This is a genomic window from Aliinostoc maniaoense, from assembly GCF_058172895.1.
In genome coordinates, this window is the sequence record NZ_CP187952.1 from 2258944 (window position 1) to 2279245 (window position 20302).

The following is a 20302-nucleotide window of genomic DNA, read 5'->3' on the forward strand; positions in this document are numbered from 1 at the left end:
ATTTTGCATTTTGAATTTAAAAAAGGTCATAGCTCTAAGGAAGTACTGTAGAGACGTTGCATGCAACGTCTCTACATCATTTATTTGGCGCAACTTCATAGAGAATTGGTATAACTGTATCAAGAATACTAATTATCTCTTACTCTTTCGCAATACATTTGTTTATGCCTGAAGTAATTGAAATACCTGTAGAACTTACCCATTTTCAACTACCAAATGCGGTTCAAGAACGTCTGCAATTTTTGCTAGATAGACAGGATGCAGGTGAGGAATTGACCCAGGCAGAGCGTCAAGAAGCAGAAGGATTGGTTGAGTTAGCTGAGTTTTTATCTCTATTACTAATTCGTAATTCGTAATTCGTAATTAAACCGAGGTGGAACGCCGGACTTCTATAAGTTGTAACGTTACGGGTGGGGTCTAAATCCCCATCCGTAACGTAATTACGAATTAGTAACTACGAATTACGAATTGTTAATTACCCTTGAGTTGTGCTTGGGGATGGCGGTAAGATAACTTTCTTTGCTAAACCTAGCGTTTGTAAAAGCTTAATGCTCCACCAAGTAACATCAATCTCCCACCACTGAAAACCGGCTTTAGCTACGTGGGGGTAGGTGTGATGGTTGTTGTGCCAGCCTTCGCCGTAGGTAACGATAGATACCCACCAGAGATTACGGGCATTGTCATCAGCATCAAAGGTGCGATAACCCCACATATGGGTGGCAGAGTTGACAAACCATGTACAATGCCACAGTAATACGGCTCTGAGAAACATCCCGTAGAAGACAAACGGCCATCCTCCTAAGACGTAAAGCAGCAATCCCAGAGGAATTTGTAATAGGAGAAAATAGCGGTCTAACCAGCGATAAAAAGGTTGTCTGGCTAAATCAGGTGCGTATTTGTAATAGGTTTCACTATCAAAGAACTCAAAACGGGGATATAAAATCCACAACATATGACTCCACCAAAACCCGCGCTTGGCGGAGTAGGGGTCTAATTTGATGTCTTCTGTGTGGGCGTGGTGTTGGCGGTGTCCTCCCACCCAAAAAATTGGCCCTCCTTGGAGAGCTAATGCACCGATGAGAGCGATCGCATATTCTAACCACTTGGGTACTTGAAAACTCTTATGGCTCAGTAAGCGGTGATATCCCAAACAGATACCAATACTACCAAATAACCAGTGCAGAAATAATAGCAAACCCAATGCTGACCAGGAGAAAAACCAAGGGGCTAATAATGCTAAGGCATGAATTGTTCCAAAAAATGCCACATTTATCCATCTGAGACGTAGTGATTCTTTTCCCTCAGAGGTGAACGCCAGATTTTTTGCGGTCATAAAAATTCCTATTGACTGTTTCTGTAGCAATTTGCTCTTGGATCTGGTGCATTCATCGCCAAAAAGGCATTCACCCACTTGGCATTTATTTCGTTACAGTAGACTAGAGCAAGTATCACTTACATTTGGTATGCTAACAAATCGCCGATTTTTATGCAAGTACCACTTGCATTTTATTTATGACACCTCAACCTTTATCTACTCGTCAACGTTTGATTCAGGCGGCTTTAGAGTTGTTTACGGCTCAAGGAGTTAGTGCTACCACCACTCGTCAAATTGCAGAAAAAGCAGCCGTGAATGAAGTGACGTTATTTCGCAATTTTGGCAATAAACACGGATTATTGTTAGCTGTTCTAGAAGAATCGGCAGCGTTTACAAATTTAGGTGAATCTCTAGTCAGTCGGGCTACTCCTCCGGGGGATGTCTATCAAGCCTTAAAAGATTATGCAAGTGACACTTTACAGGCTTTGGAAAGAATGCCGGAGTTGGTGCGTTCTGTGGTAGGGGAAGCTGATCAATTTCCGGCGGAAAATCGTCGTGCTTTGGGAAGAGGATTAACGGAGGCTAATCGCTACGTCGCCCAATATTTAGTGACGATTATTCAACACGGCGATTTAAATACTTATTTACCAGCTGAAAAATTAGCTAGTTTACTCAATGGCATGATTTTGGGTTATGCGGTGATTGAATTTACTAGTGAATTTCATGAACTCTGGGAAAGTCGGGATGATTTTTTAGAGAATTTAGTGGAGTTATTTTTGCGGGGTGCGTTGTCATCAGGGACAACTAACTTATTAACTAGCCTCAACACCCATGAAATAGCTGATTTACCTGCGGTTTTAGTGCATGAAATTCTCAGACAAGCCAAAAGGACAGGATTGCAGGATTATGCGATCGCTTATTTATTATTTGCGGCTGGTTTATCCCCCACAGAAATAGTCAATTTGCAGCGAAATCAGCAAGTTTATGATCCTCAAAGTCACTTACTGCAAATTACCACCCCTGGATATGTTCGACAAGTACCTGTTAATCAGTGGATTTTAGGTAAACGCTATGGTTCTTATACGAATAATCCTTTGATTAAATGGCTTAAAAGTCGCAAAGATAGCCAAACAGCGATGTTTTTGGGTGCAGCAGGTACACCCATGACTGAATCTGAGGTGTTGACACATTGGCAAACATGGACGCAAGGATTATTAACACCCCAAGGGAAAACCCCAGAAATCGCTCAAGCGCAACACACTTGGCGTGTAGAAATGCTGATGCGGGGAATGAGTTTAGAAAATTTGAGTATTTTGACGGGTTGCGATCGCATTCAATTACAACCCTATGCTTATAGAGCTAAAGAAAAAGCCGCTTTAGAGCAAGCCACTAAGTTAGATCAAAAGCCTGTGTAATTAAGAGGGTTTGAGTGTTTGGCTAAACTAAACCTTCCCAGGTAAGAAGTAATTTTTATTACTTATTTGTGAGCGATGTCACTTTAATGTCTGTCTGTGTGTAGTAGTTTTATCAATGGCTCAAGAGAGAAACTGACTGGAAATTAACGCTGGCTGAATTTTTGCATACTTTTATTCAGAAAATTCACATCAAGTTATGGTATGGATCAATTTTAAGAAGATAAAACATATCTTTACTAAAATTAATTCAGTAAGTCCTCTCCGTATTTTGGAGTTAACAGCGCACGCAAAAACACTAACACACAAAGAGTATTGCTATGAGCAGAAAAGTTAGGAAAATCTTCAAGCAATCTGGCGTAATTCCTTACAGAGTCAGAAATGGTAGAGTGGAAATACTACTAGTGACGACACGCGATCGCCAGCGTTGGGTAATGCCTAAAGGTGGAATTGTCAAGGGTATGACTCCACCGTCTTCAGCTGCTAAAGAAGCTTGGGAAGAAGCTGGAGTAATTGGGCGAGTGGAAGCAAATAAATTAGGTAGTTATAAATATCGCAAACGCGGTAAAACTTACCAGGTAAAAATGTATTTATTACCAGTGGAGATAGTTAGCAGTAATTACCCAGAAGCTAGTACAAGATATCGACGCTGGCTAGATGCAAAACAAGCTATGAAGTTGATCAAAAAAGCATCTCTCAAACGCATTCTCAAAGGAATTATTCAGGCAAAATCAAGAATAGGCGTTTCCTAGAAAGAATATCCCTGTTACAACACGGAAAAATGCCAGTATTTTCCTCATTACTGTCGGAATATGTTCGATATCAGGGTTATCTTCTAAAGTTAAGGTTAAATTTGTTATTTAAAACTTAAATTATTCTCAATAAATGTGGCTACAATAGCACGAGGTTATAGCCTCAGAGGTATACTACTAAGTCCTTACTGATGGAGAATCAGAGCCAAAATTTTGTAACTCCTGAGACTATCTAGAGATGGATGTCAAGTAAAGGATTATACACTGCTAAAAAGAAAATACTTCTGTCTGCGTTAATTCTGTAGCATTTGTAATATTTTTATGACTTCTCGGATTCGTTTTTTGATGTGCGCTCCTGACCACTATGATGTAGATTATGTGATTAATCCCTGGATGGAAGGGAATATCCACAAATCATCACGCGATCGCGCGGTGGAACAGTGGCAAGGACTACACCAAATTTTGAAGGAACACGCAATTGTGGATTTGGTGACACCGGAAAAAGGCTGGCCAGATATGGTTTTCACAGCTAACGCCGGGTTAGTCTTGGGTAAAAATGTAGTTTTAAGTCGCTTTTTACACAAGGAGCGGCAGGGAGAAGAACCATATTTTAAACAATGGTTTGAAGGTAATGGTTACACCGTTTATGAATTACCGAAAGATTTACCCTTTGAAGGCGCAGGCGATGCACTTCTAGATAGAGAAGGGCGTTGGCTGTGGGCTGGTTACGGTTTCCGTTCAGAATTAGATTCTCATCCATATCTGGCTAAATGGCTCGATATAGATGTGTTATCCCTGCGATTAATTGATGAGCGTTTCTATCATTTAGATACTTGTTTTTGTCCTTTAGCTAACGGCTATTTACTTTATTATCCTGGCGCGTTTGATTCCTACTCTAACCGCTTAATTGAAATGCGGGTTGCAGCCGAAAAGCGGATTGCTATAGCGGAAGCCGATGCTGTGAACTTCGCTTGTAATGCGGTGAATGTAGAGAGCATCGTAATTATGAATAAAGCCAGCGAGGGTTTAAAGTCGCGTTTAGCAGCCGTTGGTTTCCAGGTTTTAGAAACACAGCTTACCGAATTTCTCAAAGCTGGTGGTGCGGCGAAATGTTTGACTTTGCGTGTCACTGAACCAGTACAGGCGGAAGTTCACGCTAATGTTTCAGTCGAAAGTCGGATTATTCGCTTAGAAGGGCATTTACTCGACTCTGGCTTGATTAACCGCGCTTTGGATATGATCGTTGATACTGGCGGTAGTTTCCAAGTGCTGAATTTCAACTTGGGTGAACAACGCCAAAGCACCTCCGCCGCAGAAGTGAAAGTTTCCGCACCTTCTCACGAGGTGATGGAAGAAATCATTTCCCAATTGATTGATTTAGGTGCGGTAGACTTACCACAAGATGAGCGAGATGTCAAGCTTGAACCTGTGCTTCAAGATGGTGTCGCCCCTGATGATTTCTACGTCAGTACGATTTATCCTACCGAAGTCCGAATTAATGGGGAGTGGGTGAAGGTACAAAATCAACGGATGGACGGCGCGATCGCTATTACTCAAACTCCCAATGGCTTACTAGCACGGTGTAAAATCTTACGTGATTTAGAAGTAGGGGAACAGGTAGTAGTAGATGTGCAAGGTATCCGCACCATCCGTAAAACCGAATCACGGGAACAACGCAATGCCCAAGAGTTCAGCTTTATGTCGGCGGGTGTTTCCAGTGAACGCCGGGTAGAATTGGTGGTGGAACAAGTCGCTTGGGAACTACGTAAAATTCGGGATGCTGGTGGTAAAGTAGTTGTCACTGCTGGGCCTGTGGTGATTCATACAGGCGGCGGCGAACATCTAGCACGGTTGATTCGGGAAGGTTATGTACAAGCACTGCTGGGTGGAAATGCGATCGCAGTTCACGACATCGAACAAAATATGATGGGTACATCCTTGGGTGTGGACATGAAGCGGGGTGTGGCTGTTAGAGGTGGACACCGCCACCACCTGAAGGTAATTAATACTGTGCGTCGTCATGGTAGTATTGCCAAGGCTGTAGAAGCAGGGGTAATTAGTAGCGGTGTGATGTATGAATGCGTCCGCAATCAAGTACCTTTTGTTCTGGCTGGTTCAATTCGGGATGATGGCCCTTTACCTGATACCCAAATGAATTTGATTGCAGCACAGCAGGAATACGCGCAACTTCTGGAAGGTGCGGAGATGATTTTAATGTTGTCATCCATGCTGCATTCTATTGGGGTAGGGAATATGACACCTGCTGGGGTGAAGATGGTTTGTGTGGATATTAACCCGGCTGTCGTGACTAAATTGAGCGATCGCGGTTCAATAGAATCAGTGGGTGTAGTTACAGATGTGGGTTTATTCCTCAGTTTGTTGGTGCAGCAGTTGGATAAGTTGACTAGTCCTTATCGCGCAGTGGTAGGTTAGGAAGAGTTTCGCGCATTCGCCGCCAGGCGTTCCGCTTGCGGTAGGCGCAGAGGCGCAAAGGTAAGAGCGCAAAAGGTAGGGTGGGCGATGTCCACTCTACTTTTTTTGGTATATCTAAAATGTAGGCTGTGTGAGGTTGAGAAAATCTAGCTATGCAAAAAACTATTTCGGTAACTGAGTCACAGTTTTTCAAGAATATTAACTGGGTGAGTTTCATTGCTGACTTTATGTTAGTCGGTATGGTTTTCGGCCCTCCGGTTGCTCCTTTTTTGGCTGCTTCTGGAGTTTGGTTACTTGGGGGTATTGCGGACATCATTTATTTCATGGGTAATCATGTCTGTCCCCAACCAGATATGGGTTTAGATTTAGCACCTCCATTTATCATGGCTGTGTGTATGCGCTGTTATGGTACTGTCACAGGATTGTTAATTACTCGCTTGCTGTATGCTGTGACTGGTGGTAAAGGATTTTATTGGCTGAGTCAATACGGTTGGAATGGTGCGGCTTTAGCTAGTGTGTTGATGATGGCTTATCCTCTGGAATTAGCAGCGCAGGTTTTTGGCTTGTGGGATTTTAATAATTATTTAGTCACACCCTTTGGTTTAATTACAGGTTTGGCTTGGGGTTTGTTTATGATGCCATTTTTACATGGTTGGCAGCGTGGTTAAACTAACAAATTAGCCTCATGAAAACCGACTCTATTTTTTATCAGCTATTTCAGAACTTTCCCCATATATTCTTTGAATTGATTGGTGCATCATCTATTCCAGGTGATGCTTATAAATTCACATCAGTTGAAATTAAGCAAACTGCTTTTCGGATTGATGGTCTATTTTTACCATCTCTTGATTCTGCCAATCAACCTATATATTTTGTAGAAGTTCAATTTCAATCTGATCCTAGATTTTATTCGCGTTTTTTTAGCGAAATATTTCTGTATCTACGTCAACATGATTTACCTAATGATTGGCGTGCTGTTGTACTTTATCCTCAACGAAGTTTAGATCCAGACGTACCCATTCATTATCGTGGTTTGTTGTTGAGTCAGCAAATACAGCGTATCTATCTAGATGAGCTAAGTGAAAATGCTGATAGTTCTATAGGTATTGGTGTAGTGAAATTAGTTGTAGAGTCAGAAATAACAGCAGTTAAATTGGCAAGACAATTAATCAAAAAAGCTAGACAAGAAATTTTTGATGACAGGATTCAAAGCAAAGTTATAGAATTAATAGAGACAATAATTTTCTATAAATTTCCACAGAAAAACCGACAGGAGATAGCAGAAATGTTTGGATTAAGCGAATTGAAACAAACAAGAGTCTATCAAGAAATTAAAGCTGAAGCTTTGTTAGAAGCAGTACCCCGACTGTTGGCTTTAGGATTAACTTTGGAACAAGTTGCTGAAGCTTTAGATTTATCGGTTGAGCAGGTACAGGAAGCACAAACTCAGCAAACTCAAGAGAATAGCGAAGAATAAAACCTCTGTCGATTCTCTCTTGGTTTGTCACCCCTTAGAATTTTTTTATGGCTTTAGCCTAACGCACTGTCATATATACGTACTAATCTTGATTCTTAACAGAAACAAGTCCTATTCTACAAGAGCATAGCAAATCTTCGTATATTTCAAAAGCTTCTGTAGCCATTCAGTCACAAATATTACAAGCTTCTAAACCACTTAGTAATACCCTCTGCTAAAACTTTGACTAACTTTTTCTGTTCCTGGGGATTTGTTGCCTCTTCAAAGTCGTCAGGGTTGCTGATAAAACCTAATTCTAATAATACTGATGGTGCAGAATGGGGGCGAGTCAGTGCTAAATTCTGCCAATATAAACCATAAGAAGGCTTACCCAAATTATTAACTAGACGGTTGTGTAGTAAGACGGCTAGACTATGGGCTTGGGGATGATACCAATAGGTACTGACACCTCTGGTATTTTCCGCATCGCCATCATCGGGTAGAGAGCGATAGTGAAAGGTAAGAGCGATCGCAGGTTCTTCTTGATCTATAATTTTCTGACGTTCTCTAAGGGATATATCTCGATCATCTTCCCTAATCATCACTACATCTGCACCACGCTCCACTAACTCATCTCGCAATAACTTCGTAACTTGTAAATTCAAGTCTTTGGCTAACAAACCACTAGCCCCAGCCGCCCCCAATTCTGTACCACCATGCCCAGCATTGAGGACAATTTTCAATCCAGCTAAGGGTTTGTTACTTTGTTTTTGGGAAATTAACAACGACTCCAACCGATTCACGGTTTGATCTTGCGCCCCAGCTACTGTGTCAGTTAGTCCGAAATCTATGACAATTAATCCTATCAGTAGCAGCGCAAATTTCACCTCAATTCCTCTATTTTAGGTTAAATTTATTAATGCTAAGTTAATTTATATGTTTTCCAAAGATATAATAACACTGATTTGCAATCTTTAACCTATCTCAATCAAGATGCCGCAACACATTGCACCAAACAGTAGTTTCCAATTGATTGATGAAATCTTGAATCAACATGATATTGAAATTTTAAGTCTTAATCCATACAAAAGAACAATTACTAAGTTTGTCGAGTTAGAAGTTTTAATTAGAGATAGGATAACAAATCCTGAATTGATTGAGGTGGTGCAATTTTCTTTAGAAAGTATAGTTAGATCACAATTAAACAATTTCCCAGAAAATATCTTCTGGGATTTTGATTTCATGGTTAGTAGTATGTTGCATCAAGCTTTAAATGCAGAAGATGGTGCGATTGCTTTTTTGGAAATTTTTACTGATAAAATGGTTTTACTGACGGAGTTATTCGGAATTAATCGTGAAATCCGTTTCCGCTATGTTCATGATTTTGTGTATGGTTTTGATTGGGCAAGGTGGGTACAAAGAGATTCAAAACATCGGGCTGATGTAGAGCCTTTTAGTTTGATTTTTTTAGATTATTTGCTGAATAAGGCGGAGGAACTAATACAGCGCATTCGTCTTGGTAAATCTCTAGCTTATAAATTGTGTGGTAATGGGTTTCGCAATCCTTTTAATTTCTCCCGCGAACCAGAAGATGAATATCTTTTGTTAACTCATTTAGCTGAAGCTGGACTTATTCCTGTACCTGGGTGGGATTGGAATGCTTTTCCTATTTGGAATCAACCTTTTCAGGAAAGACGGGAACAATTAGCATTAGAGTTGAATATTCAACCCCAAAAACATTAATGAAAATTGCTGATTTAATTAGTTGGTTTGAAGCTTGGGCTAATCCGAGTTGGTGCGAAAGTTGGGATAATTGTGGTTGGCAAATTGAGCCTGGTGTTTTGCAAGAGTCGGCGAGGGTGTTGGTATGTTTAACACCAACTTTACCAGTCATGGCAGAAGCGATCGCTTTAAATGCTAATCTGATTTTCGCCCATCATCCGTTAATTTTTAGCCCCCCTAAGTCTTTTCGTACCGGTGAACCTATCGCGGAAATGATGCGGTTAGCTTTCACCCATAATATTGGTGTCTACACGGCGCACACCAATTTTGATCAAGTGGGTGATGGTACGGCTGACGTTTTGGCGCAAATCCTAGAACTGAAAGATGTTGCCCCCATTGTACCGACTCAACCCGGCTTAGGTTACGGACGGGTGGGATTATTAGCACCATTTTTGACGTTACAGGAATTACTCACCCTCATTCAAACTCGCCTCTCTCCCCCAGATTTAATTTTTTCCCCCAGTGCTGACTTACAGCAGAACATTTCTAAGGTGGCGGTGTTGGGGGGTTCAGGAGCTAGTTTTATTAGTGCAGTGGCGAAAACTGGCGCGCAAGCTTATCTAACGGCTGACTGTAAATTCCATCAATTTCAAGAAAGCCGCGATCGCCATCTGATTTTAATTGATGCTGGACATTATGCCACCGAACGCCCCGCCTGCGATCGCCTGGCACAAAAATTTCAGTCTTTAAATCTCGACTGGGTACAGCTAAGTACTAGGGATGAGGACTTCCGGCAGTTTTTTCAAGGTTAAGAGTAATGAGTAATGAGTAATAAGTAATGAGTAATAAGTAATGAGTAATGAGTAATGAGTAATGAGTAAATACCTATGACTTATTACTTGTTACTTAAAAGAATGCCCCATGCCCCATGCCCCATGCCCTACGTTGTGATACGGATCACAATTTTTTGTAATTAAAATCACAACGGTTGGTTGTTCTATATCAATTATGAAAAACACAAAATAGTCCAGACTGGTGGTGATAAATTGCGTACTCTACCAAAATCACGATGATTCGCGCACTTGTTGAATCTGCTTTTCAAACTGGATATCTTAGCGTTGAATCTGAGGGCTTACTGCATCAGGTATTAGCGACTAAATGCTATTCGCCAGAAGATTTAGCAGTTCTGGCGGATTTATATGATGCTGTGCATACGGGAAAAATTAAACGAGAGGGATCTTCCCAACTACTCATCGAGTCTCTGACGCAATACAAGTCTTGCCAATAGGGGTGAGTGCTGTTAATAGCAGCCTAGCATTTGGTTTTTGCTGTGTCGCTCCCCCAATTAACTGCCAATAACTCAAAACTATTAAATTTTTGTTGTTGAAAACCGTGAAGGTCAGCAAAATAATGAGTTAAGATCAAGTACGTAGGGGTAACAGTCAAGCCGAAGCCCCAGGCTTCTCAGCAATGCCAATGATTACAAGTAGGCAAATTGAACAACCGCAATCATCGCTTGTTTTGGAGTATTTATTATTACATAATGGTAGAAAGGACTTACCAGCCAATATTCAGCAGGTGAGGACAAGTACCGAATTTTCTTACTTCTATGAGGAAGTAGATATTCGCTAAATGACCCTGAAAGAGATAGAATCTTGGTGCAGTAACTACCAGTTTATGACCGAAAATTTCCCTAAATGCTCACAACTCATAGCAATTCCTTGGGTGAGGTCAACTGACACACTGATTCTGAACTGTGAAACTCACCTCCAAAGGGTTTCATTGACTTGGGGTAAAACCCAAATTTGGAAAAGTTTAACTACGTTGTTTAAAAAGGCAGAAGCAGTACATGCTACACCGCAAGATTTATCAACTGTGTTGTGATGGGCGGGAGGTATGCGTTTTCTTGCGGGACCAGCAACGCTGGATAGAACGCGCCCGCATCATCGACATAGAGGGAGATTTAGTCACCTTGCGCTATGAAACGGAAGAGGAAGACGAAGTTTGTTCTTGGGAGGAAATGGTTCGTCTCGAAAGCATTGGTGCTGTAACTCAAAAGTTAGCGTCAGTTCCACGCGGTAATGTCGAACCACTCATGACTGATGATTGTCCAGAAGCCGAGCGTATCCGCAACCACTATCCTGAGTCGAATCCTGAGTAACAGCAGCAAGTAGGAGGTAATATAATGTGAGTTCGACGAATTTAAAGAACCCCTCTCCAAACCTCTCCCCTGCAAGGAGAGAGGCTTAAAAACCTTAATCTTTCGTTGAGCTTTCCAAGATATTTAAGCCCCTCTCCGCGTCGGAGAGGGGTTGGGGAGAGGTCATTGAACTCACGTTAATATAACGTCTATTTTCTGATTTTTGTTTGTCGCTCCCTAACTACTGAACACTTACCAAATTCTCTATTTTAATCCTGAGTATGATATCATACTCAGGATTAATTATTTGTTGGCTATTCGCCATGTTCAAAAGCGGGACAGTAACCTTCTAGGGTGACGCGAAAGTTATATAAAGGAGAAGCTGGATTCCAACATCTTTGTCCTCTTTGGTGTCGGCAAGTACCACAGCAGTCAATATCGGGGGTAATATAGCGATCGCTATTTTGATTGAGTAGTTCTCTTTGAGTTAAACCCCTCAATACTAATTCTTCTCCTTGCCAACGGGCTTCAATTAAACCAGTGTCGGCAAATTGTCGCCATCGGGGATCGGTGGTAATGGTATCAGGTAGGGCAATGTTGATGAGTGTGTCTAATTCGCTGACTTCTCCTTCATAATTTGTTTCTGGGGCGGCTGGTTGTAAAAATGTATCGCCAATTGGCAGTTCTACCCGTGTACCCGCTAGGGGTGAATGGATATGATACCGATTTTGTAATTCTTCTAAACTGGTTAAGTCAGCTAAATAAGCCGTAGAACCATGCACGAAAACAACGTGTTGCGGGCGCAAATTATGAATTAACTGGGTAGTTCCAGGGCCATCGCTGTGCTGTGCTAGTAGATAGCTTTCAATGATTGTCGGTGCTATATACTTTTTTTTAACATTGACACCAATTTTCTCTGGCAACAAAATCAGCCAAGGGCCTGTGTCGGCTCGACAGTATTGACTAAAATCTGCTGTAATATCGGTGAGAATAATACAAGGGGATTTACCTACTTGATTGCGATGTTCTGATTGTAATCGCCGCACACGGGGACGAACTCTTTCATCCCAAAATAAGGGTTGATGGCGGGCAAAGTTTTGTACTGATGGCGGTAGATGGGGTAATAGTTCTAAGTAAGCATCACACCCTGTAGCAACAGCACCATCTACCCAAATATCTAAATCTCTACCTGTAAAATGATGATGAGAACGCAATAGCATTAATAGTTCTTGTCCCAAACCTAAAGCGGGTGTGGGTAGTAGAACTGAACAACCTTCAGCAATGGCGCGATTAATACGCTCGGCTAGTTGGTTTTCTTGGTTGCGGCGGTGGGGATGACGAGATGTGCCGTAAGTGCCTTCTACAATCAACACATTCACATCTGAACCCCGCAGTTCTTCTAAGCGCAATCCTTCTACTAACCGGGAGTTGGATAAGAAAAAATCTCCTGTGTACAGAACCTTGTAGGCTCGTTGTGCTGTGGTGTAGGTGAGGAGAATTGCTACAGCCCCCGGTAGATGTCCAGCCGGAAACATTTCGGCCACTAGCCCTTTTTGGAGTTCAATGGGGGATTTCAAGGGCAAGGACTGACAAAACTGGGGGATTTTCTCTTGCTCTAGCCAATTTAAAGGCAGTAATTTACTGGTTACTTCACTGCCATAGATCGGTAGATGAGGAAAGGTTTGATGTAATGATAATAAGCCTCTAGCGTGATCTGGGTGAGCATGAGTGACTAACACTAAATCTGCTGGTAGCTTTGAGGATTTAGTGAAGCTTTTTGTTAAGGGTGAAATATCTGCCAAACCACAGTCTAGCAGAATGCGGTGTGGCCCCATCCGCACTAACAAACATACTCCCTCATCATCGTGCTGAACACTGTAAGGGAAGCATTCTAATTCTATTGCTGTTTCCTCTGTGTCAATGCGGGAGGATGCCGATACATTATCCCTCATCCTTTCCTCCCCTCCCATCTCATTATCTTTGATATATCCCAAAAACCCAGGGTTTTAAGGGTTTTGGGTTTGTAGCCTAGGGGTAAGTTTGACAATGTGCCTCTCATCCCTAAGAATATGGATTTTTGATGGGGGAGGACACCTGTTACAAACCCTCATGACTTAGGAAATGCTGATAACGAGAAGCCCTGACGCTGGCAGCTTAGGGAATTTGCTTTTGGTGAGCTATCAATGAGCAGAGCCATTACCGTGATAGTTGTCGGAATCATAAAATCCATTTTTCGTGCCAAAAAATAGGCATGAAATCGTAAATATAACAGTTAACCCCACAAGAATCAGCTTTACATCCATTGGTTTATTACCCTCTCATCAAGTCTTCCTTATATTAATAGTGCGATTTTGGGTTCTAGCTGAATCGCTAGAAAATCTTTACTATGCTCGGTTGGGTTGGCTAATAAGTAGATTTACCTGATTCAGTCAAATTGTAAAACTTTTTAGATCCCCTGTCTATTAACGTTATATGCCTTTACAAAAGTTATTGGGAATGGGGAATGGGGAATGGGGAATGGGGCATGGGGCATTGGGCATTGGATAGTACTGAAACAATTTATGTATTTAATTAACATATGTGTCACTACTTACTTAATAAATTTAGAACTTAATATTTTAGCTTACTAATATTTAGTGTGCTTTTAGTTTTAAAGCTAAACATCTAAAAATTTAAATATTTAGATGTTTAAGTTTTTAGAAGTAAATTAAATGTCCAAATGTTTAGATGTGGGGTAAAATCTGGAAATTATTTGCGGTTCTAGAAAAAATGATTATTACGGTAGTGGCTTTCAAGGGTGGGGTGGGAAAGTCTACAACGGCCTTACATTTGGCTACATATTTCCAGAATCAAGCTGACACATTGTTAATAGATGGTGATTTAAACCGCAGTGCTTTAGATTGGTCAAATCGTGGTTCTTTGCCATTTAAGGTGGCTGATGAGCAACAGGGGGTAGATTTAGCTAGGTTCTATGAGCATATAGTCATTGACACCCCAGCCCGACCAAATACAGATGAGTTGAAAACTCTAGCTCAAGGATGTGATTTGTTAGTTATCCCTACTACCCCAGATGCGATCGCACTAGCGGCAACTTTGCAAATGGTAGATTTGCTGAATAAATTAAAAGTTAAGTATAAAATATTGCTGACTATTGTTCCACCTCATCCCAACAAGGCAGGGGACGAGGCGAGGACAACTCTATTAAATGCAGGACTACCTGTATTTACCTCTGGGATTCGTCGCTTGGCTGTATTCCAACGTGCTGCTTTAGAAGGTGTGCCTGTGAATGCTCTCAAGGACTCTTACGCTCAAATTGCTTGGAGGTGCTATTTGGAGGTGGGGAAGGAGATATTTACTCACATTTTGCACCTCGGTTAAAAACCGGGTTTCTGAACGAAAGATTAAGGTTTTAAGCTGAGGGATTTGCAAGAAACCCGGTTTTTTAGGGCTTTTTAGGGCTTGTTGAGACGTAATCGTAATTCCGCTATGCGGAAGTAACTATATTGAAAAGTTGGTGTTACTTTGAATAATAAGAAGAAAACTAGTCGTTTTGATGATTTAATTGAGGCTGCCCGCAGTCGTCAACAGCGAGATCAGTTACCGTCAACGTCAGATAATCTTGGTTCTGTGACTAAAAGTACTGACCCCGCTTATACTCGTACAACTATCTATTTACCTAAACAACTCCATCGTCAATTTAAGGCTGCTGCTGTGGCTCAGGAACGCCAGATGAGTGATATTGTGGCGGAGTTGGTTGAGCAGTGGTTGGGGAAGATGGGGAATGAATAATCTGTTGATAGTTGACTGGGCATTGGGCGTATCAATTCAAAATTCAAAATTCAAAATTCAAAAGTTTTTCTGCCTCTGCTCCCTTGTCTACCTTGTCTCCCCCTGCTCCCTGCCCCCTGCCCCCTGCCCCCTTTCCTCTTGAGTAACTACAGAACAATTTCTTGCCCTTTTTCGGTGAAGCGTACTTCTTTAATCTGCCACTGGGAATTACTGGTGAGGGTTTTGCGGATGCTACTAAATAAAGCAAATTGTTCGCATCCAGATAAAGATGTAAATTGACGTTTAGATTGGGGTGAGAGTCTTAAGTCAATTGTGGCAATGCCATTGTTGACTCGAACACGATAACCAGAAAGGTTAAAGTCGGCTGTGTCTTGTGCTTCGATAATTTTGCCGACGGCACTAGTTAGGGGTTCTGTGGCTGATACGTTTGCTTTCTGGGGGACAAGTTCCTGACATTGGGCATCACTTGTATATAAGGTGACATTTACAGTCTTGCCAGAGATGGCTTTTGAGGTGTCAGTGGGAGACTCGGTATTATTGGGTTTGGCTCTGAGTTGAGCCATGCTTTCGTTTGGTGCGGGAGTGCTGGTTTGTTTTGGGTTGTCAGCACAGCTGCTAGTGGTAACGGCGATCGCTACAATAATTACTGGTAAAAGACACCTGGGAGTCATAATGCAAAAGTTTGGTTGTGTATCTTTCTCTTACCTTCACTCTTATAGATATCACTTCCGTATAAAATTACAACAATTTTTTAGGTAAACTTAAGCTATTGATTATTATATATTAAGCAAAAATAAATTTATTGTAGGATCTGTGAGGTGCGTTTTTTCAAGGTCATATGCCAGGTAAAAAACTGTTCTACACCCTGAATATAAGGCTAGATAACTTACCCTACTTCCCACAATTCTCCACCCTAGGAACAATAATAATCAAGAGCGAACCCCTGCCCCCTGCACCCTAATTTTGAATTTTGAATTTTGAATTTTGAATTAATTAAGCCCCCTGCCTTATATTATGTCTGTAACTAGTTTTGATCCTCGTAATTCTGAATGGCAAGGTACACCCATTGATAAGTGGGAAGCCGCTCAATGGAAGCAATGGAAGGCTAAATCTCCATCTGCTGATCAACAAGCTAAGTTAGAGCGGGAATATTTGAGAATTAAATACGCTATTCAACAGGCTAATACAGCCCTGAGTTTAGATAGAGTTAAAGTTAAATTAAAACTGACTAGTCCTAAAACTATCGGTTTGCAGGGTACTTTTCCTTGTAGACCTGGTGATGTTGGTAAACATGGTAGTCCTAATAAACAATATACTATTTCTTGTGGTTTTACTGCTAATGATGCTGGGGTAAAGATGGCAGTATTAAAGGCACGGGAGTTAGATTTATTATTAATAACTAAACAGTTCCAATGGACTCCAGAATTACTAGGTAAGCAAGCACAAAAAATAGAACCACGAGAGAATGATCAATCTACGAAACTCATTAGTGAATTAATTGCCGACTATGAGCGACAATTTTGGAAGACTCACGAACCGAATAGACGAGGAATTAAGACTTGGGCAAGTCATTATTTGCGGCATTTGAAAAAATTACCTCAAGATGTACCTATCTCTTGTGAAGCTTTAGAGGAGGCTTTGGAAAAAACTAAACCTAATACATCTTCTAGGTTTTTTTTGGTGTGGCAATTAAAGAAATTCTGTGATTTTTGTGGTGTTGATTATCTCAAAATTATTGATGCTTATGCTACTCCTAAACCCCAGCCAACTATCCGCAAAATTCCTGCTGATGAGGAAGTGATTGCAGGTTATAGGAAAATTGGTATGCCTTTATCATTATACACGAGTAAAGATAACGTTACACAGCCAGAACAATGGCAATGGGTTTACGGAATGTTAGCGACTTATGGCTTAAGACCTCATGAATTATTTGCTGTAGATTTAGAGGCATTTATAGACCCGAAAAATACTTTTCATTTAGTAAGTTTAAATCCTAGTTTAACAGAAGGAACAAAGACTGGTGAACGCAGTTGTGGTATTCCACCATTACATCCCCATTGGGTGGAGTTATTTAAGTTAAAAGATATTAGATTGCCTGAAAATGCCGGAAAACTAAGTAACAAAACCGCTAAACTTTATATTAAGTTTAGAAATAATGATTTAGGCTTTAGACCGTATGATTTACGTCATGCTTATGCTATACGTGGTCATAGGTTGCGCGTACCTATAAAAACTATGGCTGATTATATGGGGCATACTGTCCAAGAGCATACAAAAACTTATCAAAGATGGATGAATGAAGATACTAATTTAGCGATTTATCAAGAGGTGGTGATTCATAGACAAGGTAGTTCTCAGGAGGCTTTGAAGGAAAGAATTAGTGAATTGGAGGCTGAGAATTTGGCTTTGAAGGCTGAGAATGCAACTTTGAAGCAGTTGTTAATTCAGCATCAATTAGGGGAGTTGCTGAGTTAGGGAAGGGAGGAGTATATGATTTTTTTAACGCAGAGTGGCGCAGAGGTTGGCGCAAAGTAACGCAGAGTTTTGATCTTTTGATGCTGTTGGCTGGAGATTGGGAAACATAGATATTAATGTTACCTGCAAACTCTGAGCTAGGAAGTCGCGCAACTATGGCCGAGCATCTGATAACTGTAGATAAAAATACTTACGAGTCTCTGCAACAGGAGTTACAAGAACTACGGCAATTAGTGGCAAAGGGGGAGAAGAAATCTAGTCCAGAACAAATGAGGTTATTTATTGAATATACACCGGCGGCGATCGCTGTTTTTGATCGTCAGATGCGCTATTTATTGGCTAGTCGTCGCTGGCGAGAAGATTACGGGTTAGGTAATCAAGATATCATTGGTCGCTCCCATTATGAAATTCTCCCGGAGATTTCCCAGTCTTGGGGGGAAATTCATCAGCGTTGTTTGGCTGGGAAAGTGGAAAGATGTGATGAAGATGCCTTTATCCGGGCTGATGGTACAACGGATTGGGTGAAGTGGGAAATACATCCTTGGTACGAAAATTCCGGGGAGGTGGGGGGTATGATTATGTTTACTGAGGTAATTACCACCCGCAAACAAGCAGAGATAGCTTTAGCTAACAGTGAAAAGCGTTTACGGGATATTGCGAGTAATTTACCTGGGGCAATTTTTCAATTTACCCACTGTGATAGTTTCTGGCGAGTAGACTACATCAGTGATTTTATCTGGGAATTGGCTGGTGTCACTGCTATAGAAGTGATGCAGGATTTAAATTGTTTTTTTGCCTTGGTGCATCCAGAGGATATTGAGGGTTGTCTAGCTTCTATTGTAGAGGCTGTAGAAAATGCTACTCCTTGGCACTATGAAGCACGGTTAGTTAAGGCTAGTGGTGAGGTGCGTTGGTGGCAGGGAGATTCTACTCCTCACAGAAATAATCAAGGTGAGATCATATTTTGTGGTGTACTTTTAGATATTACAGACCGCAAACTGGCAGAAAGTGAACTCAAGCAGTTAAATGAGGAATTAGAGGCGCGGGTTGAGGAACGAACTAAGGCTTTGCAACAAAGTGAAGCACGACTGCAAAGGCTAGCCGATAATGTACCGGGGATGCTGTATGAGTTTCATCTGCTACCTGATGGGAAAATGTTTTTTGCTTATGTTTCCTCTGGCTGTCGAGAAATTACGGGGAGAGAAGGCAAAGAGTTACTCAATGATGCTGCTGCTACTTTTGCAGATATTCACCATGAAGATATATTGAATGTTCAGATGGCGATCGCTGAATCTGCCCAAACTCTGCAAAACTTTGAATATGAGTGGCGTATCATCACTCCCTCTGGTGAACAGAAGTGGATGAAAGCTGTTTCTAAACCAGAACGTCGAGTGGGAGGGGAAGTTGTCTGGTATGGTTGTCTACTTGATATTACCGAACAACAAACGGCACTGCGGGAACGCAAACAAGTCGAAGCTTTGTTACAGGAACAAGAGGAGTTTTTACGCAGTATTTATGAAGGTGTTGATCAAATTATCTTTGTCGTTGATGTTCTAGAAAACTCTGAATTTCGTTATGCTGGCTGGAATTGCGCGGCAGAAAAAGCCACAGGATTTAGTCGAGATGAGGTGATAGGTAAATCTCCTGAAGCTCTTTTTGTGAATAATGAAAGTGTCATAATTCGTCAACGTTATCAAAGTTGTGTAGAAACAGGTGTCGGTATAACCTATGAAGAAATGATCACTTTAAATAAACAAGAAACTTGGTGGCTAACTAAAATTAATCCTTTAAAAAACAGCGCAGGTAAAATTTATCGCCTGGTAGGAACAACTCTAGATATTACACAACGCAAACAAGCTGAAATTAAATTAAAACAACAAGCTGAAAATTTAGAAACTGCCCTGCGGGAATTGCAACTTACCCAAACCCAACTTATCCAAAGTGAGAAAATGTCTTCACTCGGTAATATGGTTGCAGGTGTTGCCCATGAAATCAATAATCCAGTTAACTTTATTCACGGTAATTTAATTCCTGCTAGTGAATATGCTCACAACTTATTACAACTAGTACAACTTTATCAAATTCACTTTCCCTACCCTCCTGAAGACATTCAAGAATTACTCCTAGATATTGACTTTGATTTTCTCAAAGAAGACTTAGTGAAGCTGCTTGTATCTATGCGTGTAGGAACTCAGCGTATCCGGGAAATTGTCCTATCATTACGCAATTTCTCCCGCCTTGATGAAGCCGAATTTAAGCAGGTTGATATTCACGAAGGTATTGATAGTACTTTGATGATTCTACACAATCGTTTGAAGGGTAAACCAGAATATCCAGAAATTTTAGTGATGAAAGAATATGGTAATTTACCTCTGGTTGAATGTTATCCTGGTCAACTTAATCAGGTATTTATGAATATTATCAGTAATGCTATTGATGCTTTAGAAGATGCAGATGTCACTCAACAAAAGCAAATCTTAATTCAGACTCAAGTTACTGATAGTAACTGGATTAATATTAAAATCTCAGATAATGGCAAAGGTATTCCTGCTACAGTCCTGCCCAAGTTATTTGACCCTTTTTTCACAACTAAGAGTATAGGCAAAGGTACAGGTTTGGGATTATCTATTAGTTACCAAATTGTGGTAGATAGACATGGTGGTAAGTTATCTTGTGATTCTACGCCAGGACAAGGTGCGGAATTTATCATTACTATTCCTATTCAACAAGAATCATTGAACGCAGATAAACGCAGATAAACGCAGATAAATCAATGGATTAATTATTTACAATCTCATATAAAATTGG

General features: G+C 40.9%; 20 protein-coding genes. 15 read left to right on the forward strand and 5 right to left on the reverse strand.

The window, feature by feature from the left end:
• The first annotated feature begins 164 nt into the window (after positions 1-164).
• Entirely contained in the window at positions 165-356 is a 192-nt protein-coding gene (locus tag ACPZ3T_RS10090; protein WP_490275778.1) for a hypothetical protein, read from the forward strand.
• Positions 357-475: 119 nt separating this feature from the next.
• Here the strand turns inward: ACPZ3T_RS10090 and ACPZ3T_RS10095 are convergent, their stop codons facing one another.
• Positions 476-1333 carry an acyl-CoA desaturase gene (locus ACPZ3T_RS10095; protein WP_490275780.1) on the reverse strand — a complete coding sequence of 286 codons (858 nt, stop codon included), beginning with the start codon at positions 1331-1333 and terminating at the stop codon, positions 476-478.
• A gap of 179 nt (positions 1334-1512) precedes the next feature.
• Here ACPZ3T_RS10095 and ACPZ3T_RS10100 point away from each other — a divergent pair, with 179 nt between their 5' ends.
• From ACPZ3T_RS10100 to ACPZ3T_RS10120, 5 genes are all read left to right on the forward strand, one after another.
• On the forward strand, positions 1513-2730 hold the full coding sequence (locus tag ACPZ3T_RS10100) for a TetR family transcriptional regulator (RefSeq protein WP_490275783.1): 1218 nt from the start codon (positions 1513-1515) through the stop codon (positions 2728-2730).
• A 317-nt stretch (positions 2731-3047) separates the two neighbouring features.
• Positions 3048-3479, forward strand: coding sequence for an NUDIX hydrolase (locus ACPZ3T_RS10105; RefSeq protein ID WP_490275786.1), 432 nt, complete (start codon positions 3048-3050; stop codon positions 3477-3479).
• Between the two features lie 321 nt (positions 3480-3800).
• Positions 3801-5912 (forward strand): bifunctional arginine dihydrolase/ornithine cyclodeaminase, encoded by a 2112-nt coding sequence (argZ, locus tag ACPZ3T_RS10110; RefSeq protein ID WP_490275788.1) that lies wholly within the window; start codon positions 3801-3803, stop codon positions 5910-5912.
• A gap of 152 nt (positions 5913-6064) precedes the next feature.
• Positions 6065-6580, forward strand: coding sequence for a DUF2085 domain-containing protein (locus ACPZ3T_RS10115; RefSeq protein WP_490275790.1), 516 nt, complete (start codon positions 6065-6067; stop codon positions 6578-6580).
• A gap of 17 nt (positions 6581-6597) precedes the next feature.
• Positions 6598-7389, forward strand: coding sequence for an Rpn family recombination-promoting nuclease/putative transposase (locus tag ACPZ3T_RS10120; protein WP_490275792.1), 792 nt, complete (start codon positions 6598-6600; stop codon positions 7387-7389).
• Between the two features lie 179 nt (positions 7390-7568).
• Here ACPZ3T_RS10120 and ACPZ3T_RS10125 read toward each other — a convergent pair whose 3' ends face one another.
• Entirely contained in the window at positions 7569-8255 is a 687-nt protein-coding gene (locus tag ACPZ3T_RS10125; RefSeq protein WP_490275797.1) for an N-acetylmuramoyl-L-alanine amidase family protein, read from the reverse strand.
• A 106-nt stretch (positions 8256-8361) separates the two neighbouring features.
• On the opposite strand from ACPZ3T_RS10125, the gene ACPZ3T_RS10130 reads away from it, so the two are divergent.
• The 5 genes from ACPZ3T_RS10130 to ACPZ3T_RS10150 all read left to right on the forward strand — a co-directional run bounded on the left by ACPZ3T_RS10130 (position 8362) and on the right by ACPZ3T_RS10150 (position 11251).
• Positions 8362-9111: a hypothetical protein gene (locus tag ACPZ3T_RS10130; RefSeq protein ID WP_490275802.1), complete on the forward strand. Its 750-nt coding sequence runs from the start codon at positions 8362-8364 to the stop codon at positions 9109-9111.
• Positions 9111-9902, forward strand: a complete 792-nt coding sequence (locus ACPZ3T_RS10135) for a Nif3-like dinuclear metal center hexameric protein (protein WP_490275806.1) — start codon at positions 9111-9113, stop codon at positions 9900-9902. Before ACPZ3T_RS10130 ends, ACPZ3T_RS10135 begins: the two co-directional genes overlap by 1 nt.
• 257 nt (positions 9903-10159) lie before the next feature.
• The gene (locus ACPZ3T_RS10140; RefSeq protein ID WP_490275808.1) at positions 10160-10378 is read left to right on the forward strand and encodes a hypothetical protein; all 219 of its coding nucleotides are present in this window, start codon (positions 10160-10162) and stop codon (positions 10376-10378) included.
• Between the two features lie 188 nt (positions 10379-10566).
• The gene (locus tag ACPZ3T_RS10145; RefSeq protein WP_490275812.1) at positions 10567-10722 is read left to right on the forward strand and encodes a hypothetical protein; all 156 of its coding nucleotides are present in this window, start codon (positions 10567-10569) and stop codon (positions 10720-10722) included.
• A gap of 217 nt (positions 10723-10939) precedes the next feature.
• Positions 10940-11251, forward strand: coding sequence for a DUF6679 family protein (locus tag ACPZ3T_RS10150; protein WP_490275816.1), 312 nt, complete (start codon positions 10940-10942; stop codon positions 11249-11251).
• A gap of 293 nt (positions 11252-11544) precedes the next feature.
• On the opposite strand, the gene ACPZ3T_RS10155 is transcribed toward ACPZ3T_RS10150, so the two are convergent.
• A complete protein-coding gene (locus ACPZ3T_RS10155; RefSeq protein WP_490275819.1) occupies positions 11545-13182 on the reverse strand; it encodes an MBL fold metallo-hydrolase in 1638 nt (545 codons plus the stop codon).
• Positions 13183-13410: 228 nt separating this feature from the next.
• On the reverse strand, positions 13411-13533 hold the full coding sequence (locus tag ACPZ3T_RS10160) for a DUF8629 family protein (RefSeq protein ID WP_015137787.1): 123 nt from the start codon (positions 13531-13533) through the stop codon (positions 13411-13413).
• Positions 13534-13999: 466 nt separating this feature from the next.
• Between ACPZ3T_RS10160 and ACPZ3T_RS10165 the strand changes: the two genes are divergently transcribed.
• Together ACPZ3T_RS10165 and ACPZ3T_RS10170 are read left to right on the forward strand one after the other, a co-directional pair.
• Positions 14000-14608 carry a ParA family protein gene (locus ACPZ3T_RS10165; protein WP_490277183.1) on the forward strand — a complete coding sequence of 203 codons (609 nt, stop codon included), beginning with the start codon at positions 14000-14002 and terminating at the stop codon, positions 14606-14608.
• Between the two features lie 144 nt (positions 14609-14752).
• Positions 14753-15019 (forward strand): CopG family transcriptional regulator, encoded by a 267-nt coding sequence (locus ACPZ3T_RS10170; protein WP_490275826.1) that lies wholly within the window; start codon positions 14753-14755, stop codon positions 15017-15019.
• A 146-nt stretch (positions 15020-15165) separates the two neighbouring features.
• Here the strand turns inward: ACPZ3T_RS10170 and ACPZ3T_RS10175 are convergent, their stop codons facing one another.
• Positions 15166-15690, reverse strand: a complete 525-nt coding sequence (locus tag ACPZ3T_RS10175) for a hypothetical protein (RefSeq protein WP_490275831.1) — start codon at positions 15688-15690, stop codon at positions 15166-15168.
• 343 nt (positions 15691-16033) lie between these two features.
• Here ACPZ3T_RS10175 and ACPZ3T_RS10180 point away from each other — a divergent pair, with 343 nt between their 5' ends.
• Together ACPZ3T_RS10180 and ACPZ3T_RS10185 are read left to right on the forward strand one after the other, a co-directional pair.
• Complete coding sequence (locus ACPZ3T_RS10180) at positions 16034-17494, forward strand: integrase (RefSeq protein ID WP_490275833.1); 1461 nt, start codon at positions 16034-16036, stop codon at positions 17492-17494.
• 155 nt (positions 17495-17649) lie between these two features.
• On the forward strand, positions 17650-20253 hold the full coding sequence (locus ACPZ3T_RS10185) for a PAS domain-containing sensor histidine kinase (protein WP_490275838.1): 2604 nt from the start codon (positions 17650-17652) through the stop codon (positions 20251-20253).
• Positions 20254-20302: the final 49 nt, after the last annotated feature.